Raw genomic sequence first — 12297 nt, forward strand, 5'->3', positions numbered from 1 at the left:
TCCTGTATTTATACCGTATGAGTTTGTCTTTCCTGACGAACACTATGCTTGATTCTACCACAAAGGGAGGTTCTAATTGTGAAGACATCTTCATTTTTCCTGGGAATCGTTTTGGGCGCTGTCGCAGGCTCTATGATCTCCCGTAACCGTAACATGTTGGGTTTTTCTATGAACATGGATGGAAAAAAAGGCGAAAATCTGGTGCAGAAAGCCCGCACCAAAATGATGGACGCTGCGTTTCCCGGAATGGGCGATATTACGCTAAATAAACATGATACCCATAAGGATCAGGATCATCGTTCCAAAACAGAAACCGCTCATGCAGTCCAAAGCAAAGAAGAAAATATGAAGCTGATTAAAGACTTTATCAGCAGCAGTCCCGATGTTAAACGTGAGGTCGAGCAAATACTGAAGGAAACTCATACAGCCGTACCGGGATTATAACCCCGGAACCTCTATCCCGAATCATTTTGCGGCTTTTTTGTGAAAGCCGTTCAAATGATTCTTTTTTTTCTCATTTTTATTTCGTGCATTTACGATTATAAAATGATAACATGATTACATAGAACCATTTTCATCACAGGCATCATAATTGCATCATAATCTGTTAATAACACTCGGCTGCCAGGAGGAGGGTCCAGTATGAAAATAGAAAGATTAAGTCAGGACAAGATACGGATTTTCCTTACCTTTGACGATTTGAGCGAACGCGGTATTCAAAAAGACGATATGTGGCAAGAAATTCCAAGAGTCCATGAGCTGTTCACCGAAATGATGGATCAGGCATACAGCGAGCTGGGCTTCGATGCCACGGGACCATTAGCTGTCGAAGTCTTTGCGCTTCCTGCTCAGGGAATGGTTGTTATCGTCACTCGGGGGAAATACGATCATCAGCAATATGGTTCGGGTCCCGATGAGGAGCTTCCAGAAGAAGTCTACGAAATGGAAGTCACGATGGAACACAGTGATTCCATTGTTTACGCGTTTAGCGATTTCGAAGTACTCATAGAAGCGGCTCACATGCTCCGCAGCAACACTACGGAAGCAGGTAAGCTGTATCATTATAGAGGCAAATGGATGCTGCATTTGGAGCCAGAAGAGGTAGAGGAGTCCAAGCTTGCGGCCTTGATCGCGGTTCTTGCTGAATTTGGGGAAGGCTCATCCGTAACACCAGCAATGCTGGAGGAGTACGGCAAGCTGATCATTGCTGAACAGGCTGTTGCTGTCATCTGCACTCATTTTGACAGCCGTTCTTAATCGGGCTATAGAAAGTTGATATGAAGTGAATTTGTCGGCTCTGCGCTGAATGCAGGGCCGACTGATTTTTATGGAGGGATGATCGGTGCTTCTGTTTTCGGTTTTAGCGGCAGCCACAGCGCCGGGTCTCGCCTTATTGATGTATTTTTACTTGAAGGACAGATATGATGCGGAGCCGCTGCACATGGTTGTAAAAGTGTTTCTACTCGGCTTCTTGGTGGTGCTTCCTGTTATGATTTTTCAACGCGGGCTACTGCTTTGGCTGGGAGATAACACGTTAATCCAGGTGTTCGGCATTTCGGCCGGAGTGGAAGAGTTTTTTAAATGGTTTTTGTTGTATCACATTATATATAATCATACCGAGTTCGATGAGCCTTATGACGGCATTCTGTATGCGGCTGCGGTCTCCCTCGGATTTGCTACGGTTGAAAATCTATTGTATGCCTGGGCGGGGCATGCTTCTGTGAGCATGATGCTGATGAGATCGCTGCTACCTGTGTCTGGTCATGCGATGTTTGGAGTAATGATGGGCTATTACTTGGGAAAAGCCAAGTTTTCAGAGGGGTGGAAGAGCAAATACATGCTGCTTCTGTCATTGTTGCTTCCATGGTTTTGGCACGGCGTATATGATCTGATTTTAACGAAATTCCAACATGACTGGGTTTGGTTTATCATTCCTCTGATGGCATTTTTGTGGTATGGAGGCATGGCGAAAATCACTCATGCTAACAACCGTTCTCCTTTCAGGTTATTAAAACGGGAAGAAAAGGTTAATATGTAACAAAAAGGGACACACTGATCTGACAAACCTGTTAGAGAAAGAGGTGTCTTTTTTGCGTATTAAAGTGAGAATTCATTGTAAAAGATGCGGCGAACGCTTTGTGCTTAGAGGACGCATGGAGCAAGGGCGAATTCAGACCGGCTTTAAGCGGTGTATATGCGATCATTGCGAGTTTATTGTTGAACTCATGGAAAACCATGCATAAGAGAGCTTTCTTCTTGTCACACTATCGGTAGTGTACTTGAAGAAAGGAGACTCCCAATATGTATAAGCGACTTAGTTCCGTATTGTTCCCGATTGTTGCCCTGCTCATGATAGGAGCATTTGTGTGGGGTTATCGGGAAAGCCAGATGAGAAAAGAGGTATCTATCCAGGCCAAAAGCATGTCGATTAAAACGGAAAATCAATATCAGCGTGCGTTTCATGATTTGTCGTTTCATATGGATCAACTGCATTCCCAACTGGGTAACGCGGTTGCTGTCCATAATACTTCACATGCGATGCACCGCAAATGTTTGATGAACGTGTGGAGGATTACAAGTGCGGCCCAAAGTGAGGTTAACCAGCTGCCTCTCAGTGTGATGCCATTCAATCATGCCAAGGATTTGCTGTCACATTTATCTACATTTTCGTATCAGACTGCCGTGCGTGACATGGATCACGAGCCTTTAACGAAGAAAGAATTATCCAATCTGAAAACGTTATATAACAATTCCAGAGAAATTTCGAAAAGCATGCACGAAGTTCGAGCAAAGGTCTTGAGTAAAAACTTGCGATGGACTGATGTAGAGCAAGCCCCAGGTGCAGAAACCGGTCCAAAGGATAATACGATCGCTGATGGCTTCAAAACCGTGGACAAAAAGGTGGAGGGCTACAAGGAACTGGATTGGGGACCTTCCGTGGCCAGCATTTATGCCAAGCGTTCCGTGAAAAAATTGAATCTCCCGGTCGTGAGTGCCGAGCAAATTAAACGGAATGCTGCCGAGTTTACAGGCAAACCGGAAAGCCGGATTCGTGTACAAGAAAACGGTAAAGGAACTGAATGGGCGTCCTATACAGCTACCCTGCTTAACAAGCAGAAAGCTGTGGCCACCATGGATTTTACGAAAAAGGGCGGCAAGCTCATTTCCTATCACGATATGAGAGAAGTAGGTCCCAAAAAAGTCACCCGCAATGAGGCGATTCGGCATGCAAGTGAATTTCTTGCACAAAAGGGCTACAAAGGAATGAAGCCGGTTGCTTATGATGAAAGAACAAATTTAGCCGCCATCACATATGCAAGCGTGCAAGGGGACGTGATTATCTATCCGGAAAAAATCACAGTCAGATCGGGCCTGGATAACGGAAAAGTGACTGGGCTTCAAACGAGCGACTATGTGCACGAGCACAATCCTCTCCGTCATATCCCGAAAGCCAAACTGGATTTGAAGGCTGCACGGGCGAAGTTGAACCCCGGGTTTCATGAGACTTACCACCGTAAAGCATTGATTAAAAATGAACTGTCGAAAGAAGTTTTGTGCTATGAATTCGGCGGAAAAATCAATGGCTCCGTTTATCGGATATACATTAATGCAGATACGGGAATGGAAGAAACGATCGAGCAGGTAAAAGATTCGGACGAGCCTAAGACTACTGCAAGCAATGCGTAACGCTGATTATTTGAAAAAATGAATTATTAACCGCTCTAAACCTCCTTGAATTAAGGGGGTTTTTTGCGCTTTAATCATGGTTCCGACAAATAAAATGCTTAAAATAGGCATAAAGTCGTGGTATTATAGACCTTGGTTAAAGTTTTTAATGGACAAGGACGGTGAATGGTTTGTTTCCTAAAATTAATGATGTGTTATACATACAACTCGCTGGTAGCGATCACAAGGACGAAATTTTTGAATTCAAGTCGCGTATTGCGGAAGAGGAGTCACAGGACTTTCTGATTGAAATTCCCATGTCACAAACAACCGGGCATTTGAAAAAGTTGTTTTTGGGGGAAGAGCTGTCGATATTTTTCTTGAGCGAGGGTGGAATTAGAAACTATTTTAATACTCATGTTACGGGCTTTAAAGAAGATGTGCTGCGGATGGTCCGCATTCAAAAGCCGGACCCGGATAGCATCAGCAAAATTCAGCGTCGAAATTATCTCCGGGTTCAGGCCAGCCTGGAAATTGCGGTAAAACATGGTGTAAACGAATCAAGATTTGTAGCAGAGACACATGACGTGGGAGGCGGGGGAGTTTCTTTTCATACTCAGGGAACGCACCTCCTAGAAGAAGGAGAATCGTTGTCCTGCTGGATTTTGGTTCCTTATAAAAACGGCACGCTGGAGCATGTTTGGTTCCAGTCTGAAGTTATACGCGTTCAGGAGATGGAAAATGGCCGCAGGCTCATCATGTTGAAATATGAACAAATTGCTGATCAGGAGCGCCAAAAGCTGATTAAATATTGCTTTGAGAGACAGCTGGAATTTCGGGAAAAATCGTAATCATCCAGGGTGATTCTTTTTCAGTAAACCTGCCGTTCATTTTGCATCGTCTATAAATGTGTGGTATAATTTTCACGTCGCAGGCAATGCCTGCTTTTTTCTTGAGGTTAGGTTAGGAGGAATTCCCCGTTGGCAAGGCAGCAAGTATCTTCAAATAAAAAAATAAATGTAGCCATTGACGGACCTGCTGGTGCAGGGAAAAGTACAGTGGCCCGCTTGGTGGCGAAAGCACTTTCTTATGTATATGTGGACACTGGAGCCATGTACCGGGCAGCAACGTGGTATATGATATGTAAGGAAATTCCAGTGGAAAATGTAGAAAAAGTGCTTCAACATGTACCTGAGCTGGTGATTGAATTAGTACCGGACCCCACAGGTCAAAAGGTTTATTGTAACGGGGAAGACGTAACTACAGTAATCCGTTCGATGGAAGTGACCAGCAAGGTATCACAGTATTCGAGTATTGCGGGTTTACGCACACATTTGACTGAAAACCAGCGTGAAATGGCTGCACGCAAGGGCGTCGTTATGGACGGGCGGGACATTGGAACCACAGTGCTTCCAGATGCGGAAGTTAAGGTGTTCATGACTGCAAGTGTTCAGGAACGTGCCTCTCGCCGTTTTAAAGAATTGAACGGAGCTGATGATATCACTCTGGAGCAGCTTGAACGTGACATTGCGGCACGTGACAAGCTTGACGAGGAGAGGGAAGTATCCCCGCTTCGTTGCAGTGAGGACGCCATCGTACTGGATACAACCCATATGGGCATTCAGGATGTCGTGGATACGATCGTATCTTATTGCGTGGCGAAGAAGGATGGGGAGATCAGCCAATGATATATACGGTATGCGTCAGTATTTTGCGCCTCATTTACCGCATTCTGTTCAGACTTGAAGCGGTAGGCAGGGACAATGTACCTGCTGAGGGCGGAGTATTGTTGTGCTCTAATCATATTAGTAATCTTGACCCTCCTACAGTTGGTATTTTGCTGAAGCGAAAGGTTCACTTTATGGCAAAAGCCGAGCTTTTTAATGTTCCCGTACTGGGTCCACTGATTGACAAGCTGGGAGCTTTTCCAGTCAAACGCGGTGGTGTGAGTAAGGAATCCATTAAACTGGCATTGAACATTTTGCGTGATGGAAAAGTGATGGGGATCTTCCCCGAAGGCTCCAGAGGAGCTGGAGGAATTGGTAAAAAGGGTGCTGCCAGCTTTGCGCTGCGTAGTGGAGCGGCTGCCGTTCCGGTCGCCATTGTTGGTGATTACAAGCTTTTCCGTAAAACGAAAGTGATATACGGCAAGCCTGTCAATTTGGATGCTTACCAAAAAGGTGCCGATATCGAGGGAGACCCGCTTGAACTGGCGACAGAAGCAATTATGTCCCGCATCCGTACGATGAAGGAAACTGGCAAGCCTACGAATAACTGAAAGGCTTGCATGAATTATGTCTAAGCTCGGAAAACTAGAACAAAAGTTTTATTGATGTTTTGAACTCTGCCATGCGCAGGTTTAAATAAATGGTTTTTTTGAATTGAGGAGGGTATTGACATGTCGGAAGAAATTAAAAATCAAGAAGCTGCTGAAGCGGCAAATCAAGACGAGCTCGATCAAATCGTCTCCCTGAAAAAAGGTGACACCGTTAAAGGTACGATCGTGAAATTGGAAGATAACCAAGCGGTATTAAGCATTGGATATAAATACGATGGAGTTATTCCAATTCGCGAGTTGTCTTCTGGTTTGGATAACGCAGAAGAAGCAGTACAAGTAGGGCAAGAAGTCGAAGCTAGAATCATTAGCATCGATGATGCCAAAGAAAAGCTTGTTCTGTCCAAACGTGCAATCGACAGCGAAAATGCTTGGGAAAAGCTGGAGCAGCTGTTCGGAAGCAAAGAAGTGTTTGAAGTCGTAGTAAACGATGTCGTTAAAGGCGGTATCGTAGTAGACGTGGGTGTGCGTGGATTCATTCCTGCATCTATGGTAGAACGTCATTTCGTTGAAGATTTCAGCGATTACAAAGGCCGCACCTTGCGTGTTGTTGTAAAAGAGCTGGATCGCGAAAACAACAAAGTGATCCTTTCTCAAAAAGACGTTCTGGAAGCAGAATTTGAAGCCAACAAGCAAAAAGTAATGGCTGAGCTGAAAGAAGGACAAGAAATCGTAGGTACGGTTCAACGTCTCACTCAGTTTGGTGCTTTTGTAGATGTAGGTGGCGTGGACGGTTTGGTTCACGTATCTGAAATCGCTTGGACTCATGTTGATAAGCCTTCTGATGCTGTTTCTGAAGGGGATCAAGTAAAAGTAAAAGTCTTGAAAGTAGATCCTGAAAAAGGAAAAATCAGCCTGAGCATGAAAGCTGCACAGCCTGGTCCTTGGGAATCGGCTGCTGGACAATTTAATAACAATGACATCGTAACTGGTGTTGTAAAACGACTGGTTAACTTCGGTGCATTCGTTGAAATCGCTCCTGGCGTGGAAGGTTTGGTTCACATTTCCCAAATTTCCCACAAACACATCGGAACTCCACAAGAGGTTCTGGAAGAAGGGCAAGAAGTGAAAGTTAAAATTCTTGAAATGAACCCTTCCGAAAAACGTGTTAGCCTGAGCATTAAAGAAACTGAAGAAGCTCCTGAAGCTGCTCCAAAAGCAGAAAGAGCACCACGTGCAGCTCGCGCGCCTCGTGAGGAACTGAACAATCCGAACGTTTCGCTCAACAATTCCGGTTTGAGCATTACGCTTGGCGAACGTTTTGGCGATAAGCTGAACAAATTTAAATGAGTTTGAATCAATACACTTTATAATAAGCATAACGTACACCATCGGCGGACCCAGAGGGTTCGCCGATTATTGTTACGTGACCATATCGCCAACAGGTATGTTTTTTGCTATGATGAGAGCTGAGAATGACAGGAGGAGTGAATTTATGGCAAGACCCGTTGTGGCTATCGTTGGTCGCCCGAATGTGGGAAAGTCCACTATTTTTAATCGGATTATCGGGGATCGTTTGTCCATCGTGGAAGATAAACCCGGGATCACTCGTGACCGTATTTACGGTATTTCGGAGTGGAATGGTAAATCCTTCAGTATTATTGATACCGGCGGTATTGAGATTGATGGTGAAGATATCATTTTGAAATCCATCCGCATGCAAGCCGAACTGGCAATAGAAGAAGCAGATGTTATCGTATTCATGAGTGATGCGAAAGCAGGAATTACGCAATCGGATGAAGAGGTAGCTCAAATGCTGTATCGTTCGGGTAAACCGATCATTGTAGCGGTAAACAAGGTGGACAACCTCAATCGTGCCGATCTGATTTATGAGTTTTACTCGTATGGATTTGGAGATCCTATCCCCGTTTCCGGTAGTCACGGTACAGGAATAGGTGACCTGTTGGATGCAATTACGTCCAATTTGCCTGAGCTTGAAGAAGAGCACTATGATGAAGACGTTATTCGCGTAGCTTTGATCGGCCGCCCGAACGTAGGCAAATCTTCACTTGTGAACGCCATTCTGGGAGAAGAACGGGTTATTGTTAGTGATATTGCAGGCACGACACGTGATGCGATTGATACGCCATTTGAAAAAGACGGTCAGAAATATGTCCTGATTGATACGGCTGGGATGCGCAAACGCGGTAAAGTATATGAAACGACAGAGAAATATAGTGTAATGCGTGCCATGCGTGCTATCGAGCGTGCAGATGTTGTCCTGGTTGTTATTAACGGCGAGGAAGGTATTATTGAGCAGGATAAGCACATTGCCGGCTATGCTTATGAGGCGGGAAAAGCGTCGCTGTTTGTTGTTAACAAATGGGATGTCGTGGATAAAGACGATAAAACGATGCATCAGTTTGAAACTAAAATCCGCGATCATTTTCTGTTTATGACATATGCTCCGATTGTGTTTTTGTCTGCCAAAACGAAGCAACGCTTGCAAAAGCTGCTTCCCGTTGTACAGCATGTGGCGCAGCAGCATGTTATGCGTATTCAGACGCATTTGCTGAATGATGTCATTTCCGATGCAGTAGCGATCAATCCTCCGCCAACAGACAAAGGACGTCGTCTGCGCATTAACTATGTGACCCAGGTTGCTGTCAAGCCGCCTACGATGGTTGTATTCGTTAATGATCCGGAAATCATGCACTTCTCTTACGAGCGTTATCTGGAGAACAAAATTCGCGCCGCCTTCAATTTTGAGGGGACTCCAATTCGCATCTTTACACGGCGCAAGTCTGACGAAGGTTAGGAGCGAATAGGTTGATTTTACAGATCGTTGCCATCGTACTCAGTTACTTGCTTGGCTCTGTCAGCTTTAGTTTGCTGTATGGAAAATTAAAGGGAATCGACATTCGCCAGCATGGAAGCGGCAATGCCGGTGCGACGAATACGCTGCGCGTGCTTGGAAAAGGCCCAGCTATTCTGGTATTGCTGCTGGATGTACTTAAAGGAGTTATTGCAGTGCTGATTGGGCACTGGCTGGGTGGAGAATCTGCTTGGCTACCGGGTTTGTGCGGAATCGCGGCGATTGCAGGCCATAACTGGCCGGTATATTTTCACTTTCGCGGAGGAAAAGGGATTGCTACCGCTATTGGTGTATTAGCATCGCTGACCTTGCTTCCCGCTCTATATGCCGGGATCATTGCGATTCTCGCTATCGTAATAACCCGCTATGTGTCCCTTGGATCACTGATTTTTGTCATTCTGACCCCCTGGATTTTACTCGTGCTTGGATATGAATGGCCGTTTTTCTGGACAGCTCTAGTCATTTGCTTGTTTGCTGTGTGGAGACACCGTACCAACATTGTCAAGCTGGTACGGGGAAATGAAAATAAGCTTGGCTCCAAAGGAGGAGATCGTCTTGTCTGAGAAAATAGCTGTGCTGGTCGCGGGTAGTTGGGGGACGGCCCTGGCTTCCGTTCTTGCGACCAATAACAACGATGTCTCTGTCTGGACGAGAAATGAGCAGCAAGCAGCTGAAATCAATGAAAAGCATACGAATGAGCATTATTTACCCGGCTCCATTTTGTCTGATCGTATTTCCGCTACAACCGACATGGAGACTGCCGTATCCGGTGCTAAAGCTGTTATTATCGTATCCCCTTCGTCTGCCGCTCGTCAGGTAGCACGTAGTCTAAAAGATCACTTTACCAAGGATATGCTGGTGGTGCATGCCATTAAAGGCTTTGAAACCGAAACTCTCAAGCGTATGTCCACGGTGATCTCGGAAGAACTGGAAATCGCGGAGGGTGATATTGCCGTGCTGTCTGGTCCGAGTCATGCGGAGGAAGTGGTGCGAAAATGCCCAACCACGGTCGTCGTAGCTTCCTCCAATGAGAAGGCTGCACAGGCTGCACAGGAGCTGTTTATGAACTCCTATTTTCGAGTATATACCAACCGTGATTTGCTGGGTGTAGAGCTGTCCGGGGCGCTAAAAAACATTATCGCTCTAGGCGCGGGAATGTCGGACGGACTTGGCTTCGGTGATAATGCCAAAGCGGCTTTATTGACACGTGGATTAGCAGAGATTACCCGTGCCGGAGTTGAGATGGGTGCTAATCCATTGACCTTTGCCGGTCTGGCTGGTATTGGTGATCTTGTTGTCACTGCAACGAGCCGTCACAGCCGCAACTGGCGCGCAGGCTCGTTATTGGGACAGGGCCAACAGCTAGATGCTGTGCTGGAATCCATGGGCATGGTGGTAGAGGGCATTCGCACAACAAAAGCGGCCTACGCTATCTCACAAAAGCTGGGTGTTCAGATGCCTATTACAGAAGTGCTGTATGGTGTACTGTTCGAAGGACGTGACGTCCGCAAAGCGGTCGAGGCACTGATGGGGCGCGATCCTAAGACCGAGATGGAAGTTATGCCGCTGCAAACTTGGGAGCAATGGCATTCATAATAGCTGAATGGTCCCAAAAGATAGTAAAGGCTGTCTCGTAAGTAGATTTTTTCTACGAATGAGATAGCCTTTTTAGTTAGGCATTAGGCATGTCTTTTGTAAGCTTAATCACCCTTTATCTTCACCATTCATAGACTGAGTTGAGCAATGGCGGAGGAGGGGAGATTGTGAGTAAAAACTTTCCGAAAGAAGCGTTAAAGGCCATTAACAAAAAAGGCGGCAAAAACATTTCAGAAAATGCCGTAAAAAAGCTGGCAGGCACGGTGAAGGCGGAAACGCTTCAAAGTGAAGCGCAGTTGCGTCAGCTTATTAAGCAGGTATCTGCGATGGCCAACATTCCGGTGTCGGAAGATACAGTAAGGGATATTGTCAGTGCCGTCAAAAAGAGCGGAATGAGTTCTTCCAATATGGAAGCGTTGATGAAAATGATGATGAAAAAATAAAACGCAGGCCGAAAATGGTTGGGTTTCACCGTGAACCGGACAGGTTCGCGGTTTTTTGTATATTGAAGCATGCTTTCGCTTGCTTTTCACTGCACAAAATATCGAACTACCATGCCGAACATGATATAATGATGCCCAATAGGAAACGGGTTGAAAGACAGTAAGGAGGAAACAATGTTGAAGGAGGCTATACCATCGGCGCTATTAAACAGACTGCCTCACGATTTGACAGCTGCGCTGAGTAGCTTGGCTGAACGGTGGTCAACAGTGTCGGTTCCGTGGATGCTGGGAGGAAGCTGTTCACTATTGGTGCAGGGAGTTGAGCTGGATCGTTTGCCGCGGGACATTGATATTTATGCGGATATTCACGCAGCAAAACAGCTTCATGCGCACCCTCCGGGTGTAAATATAGATCAACAGCAGGTTGACCGCAGCGGCTCGTACGTTTCATTGCTAAGCCATTATGAGCTGGAGGGATTTCCAGTTGAATTGGTGGGGGGGTTCGAGGTGCTCTGTAACGGAGCGTTATATCGTTTGGAGGTTGAAAGGCTCCTCTGGTCAGCGGGAATCCAGCTTGATTTGGGGCGTGCTTCACTACATCTGATGCCGCTCAGTCACGAGTTGCTATTTAATTTGTTGCGAAATCGCCCTGACCGGTATAGAGCGATTGCAGAGGTTATGAAACGTGATCCACAGCGTCATCTGGTGATACTCAAGCAACTGCTGATCAGTAACATTTGGGCAGAGGAGCAGTTGGACAGGCTGGTAGAGCTTTTGCCCTGGCCAGAGCTGCATTCCATCATCCAGATGGGACATGATGTATAAGCCTCGTGTGTAAGAGGAGAGACGAAGGGAGGCGACCGTTCATGAATGTGAAGATTACATTCAAGCCGTCAGGCAGGCGTGTACAGGTTGGTCAGGGTACGACATTGCTCCAGGCTGCCCGTAAAGCAGGTGTATATATTCCCACTCGCTGTGACGGGAAAGCGGCCTGCCTCATGTGTAAGGTACATATATCACCGGAATGGGCTGCATTTGCAGGCCGTCCCAATGATGCAGAGCAGCGTAAGCTGGGATCTTTGTTGGAGGAAGGCGTACGATTGTCCTGTCAGGCTCGTGCTCAAGGTGATGTAGAGGCTACGATACCGGAGGATAGGCTTAAGGCTGCTATCAGGAAGCAACTGGAGCGCCAAGCGATGGATGACGAACTGTGGTAATCGAAAAATATAACAACAAAGGATGTTATCCGACGCCTACAAAGCGGTCAGGAGAACATCCTTTTTTTTATATGGCGCGTGGCGCCGAAGTCATGGGGAACCCCCTCTCCGCATATATTAGATGAGTGGACCCAAACGTAAAATATTGGTTTTGTAATGATGGCTGTGGCTACTCTATTTTTTCAAAAACTGAACATATTTTACGGAGGGGATACATATGATGGT

The 12297-nt window shown here is 46.0% G+C and carries 14 protein-coding genes; all 14 read left to right on the forward strand.

From position 1 onward, the window contains the following. Positions 1-78: 78 nt before the first annotated feature. The 14 genes from KQI_RS0105520 to KQI_RS0105585 all read left to right on the forward strand — a co-directional run bounded on the left by KQI_RS0105520 (position 79) and on the right by KQI_RS0105585 (position 12072). The gene (locus KQI_RS0105520; protein WP_010345740.1) at positions 79-444 is read left to right on the forward strand and encodes a hypothetical protein; all 366 of its coding nucleotides are present in this window, start codon (positions 79-81) and stop codon (positions 442-444) included. A 198-nt stretch (positions 445-642) separates the two neighbouring features. Continuing rightward, positions 643-1257, forward strand: coding sequence for a genetic competence negative regulator (locus tag KQI_RS0105525; protein WP_010345741.1), 615 nt, complete (start codon positions 643-645; stop codon positions 1255-1257). 85 nt (positions 1258-1342) lie between these two features. Next, entirely contained in the window at positions 1343-2038 is a 696-nt protein-coding gene (prsW, locus tag KQI_RS0105530; protein WP_010345742.1) for a glutamic-type intramembrane protease PrsW, read from the forward strand. Between the two features lie 263 nt (positions 2039-2301). Then, the gene (gene ypeB / locus KQI_RS0105535; RefSeq protein WP_010345743.1) at positions 2302-3687 is read left to right on the forward strand and encodes a germination protein YpeB; all 1386 of its coding nucleotides are present in this window, start codon (positions 2302-2304) and stop codon (positions 3685-3687) included. Between the two features lie 170 nt (positions 3688-3857). Beyond that, the gene (locus KQI_RS0105540) at positions 3858-4517 is read left to right on the forward strand and encodes a flagellar brake protein (RefSeq protein ID WP_010345744.1); all 660 of its coding nucleotides are present in this window, start codon (positions 3858-3860) and stop codon (positions 4515-4517) included. Between the two features lie 129 nt (positions 4518-4646). Continuing rightward, entirely contained in the window at positions 4647-5354 is a 708-nt protein-coding gene (gene cmk, locus KQI_RS0105545) for a (d)CMP kinase (RefSeq protein WP_010345745.1), read from the forward strand. Beyond that, positions 5351-5944, forward strand: coding sequence for a lysophospholipid acyltransferase family protein (locus KQI_RS0105550; RefSeq protein ID WP_010345746.1), 594 nt, complete (start codon positions 5351-5353; stop codon positions 5942-5944). Before cmk ends, KQI_RS0105550 begins: the two co-directional genes overlap by 4 nt. A gap of 120 nt (positions 5945-6064) precedes the next feature. After that, on the forward strand, positions 6065-7291 hold the full coding sequence (gene rpsA, locus KQI_RS0105555; RefSeq protein ID WP_010345747.1) for a 30S ribosomal protein S1: 1227 nt from the start codon (positions 6065-6067) through the stop codon (positions 7289-7291). 145 nt (positions 7292-7436) lie between these two features. Beyond that, positions 7437-8759: a ribosome biogenesis GTPase Der gene (gene der, locus KQI_RS0105560; RefSeq protein WP_010345748.1), complete on the forward strand. Its 1323-nt coding sequence runs from the start codon at positions 7437-7439 to the stop codon at positions 8757-8759. A gap of 11 nt (positions 8760-8770) precedes the next feature. Further along, positions 8771-9379, forward strand: coding sequence for a glycerol-3-phosphate 1-O-acyltransferase PlsY (plsY, locus tag KQI_RS0105565; RefSeq protein ID WP_010345749.1), 609 nt, complete (start codon positions 8771-8773; stop codon positions 9377-9379). Beyond that, positions 9372-10412, forward strand: coding sequence for an NAD(P)H-dependent glycerol-3-phosphate dehydrogenase (locus KQI_RS0105570; protein WP_010345750.1), 1041 nt, complete (start codon positions 9372-9374; stop codon positions 10410-10412). The genes plsY and KQI_RS0105570 overlap by 8 nt, the downstream gene beginning before the upstream one ends. Positions 10413-10579: 167 nt before the next feature. Next, positions 10580-10855 carry a stage VI sporulation protein F gene (locus KQI_RS0105575; RefSeq protein ID WP_010345751.1) on the forward strand — a complete coding sequence of 92 codons (276 nt, stop codon included), beginning with the start codon at positions 10580-10582 and terminating at the stop codon, positions 10853-10855. 174 nt (positions 10856-11029) lie between these two features. After that, the gene (locus tag KQI_RS0105580; RefSeq protein ID WP_010345752.1) at positions 11030-11680 is read left to right on the forward strand and encodes a hypothetical protein; all 651 of its coding nucleotides are present in this window, start codon (positions 11030-11032) and stop codon (positions 11678-11680) included. Between the two features lie 41 nt (positions 11681-11721). Further along, a complete protein-coding gene (locus tag KQI_RS0105585) occupies positions 11722-12072 on the forward strand; it encodes a 2Fe-2S iron-sulfur cluster-binding protein (RefSeq protein WP_010345753.1) in 351 nt (116 codons plus the stop codon). Positions 12073-12297: the final 225 nt, after the last annotated feature.

It is taken from the genome of Paenibacillus peoriae KCTC 3763, from assembly GCF_000236805.1.
GTDB lineage: Bacteria > Bacillota > Bacilli > Paenibacillales > Paenibacillaceae > Paenibacillus > Paenibacillus peoriae.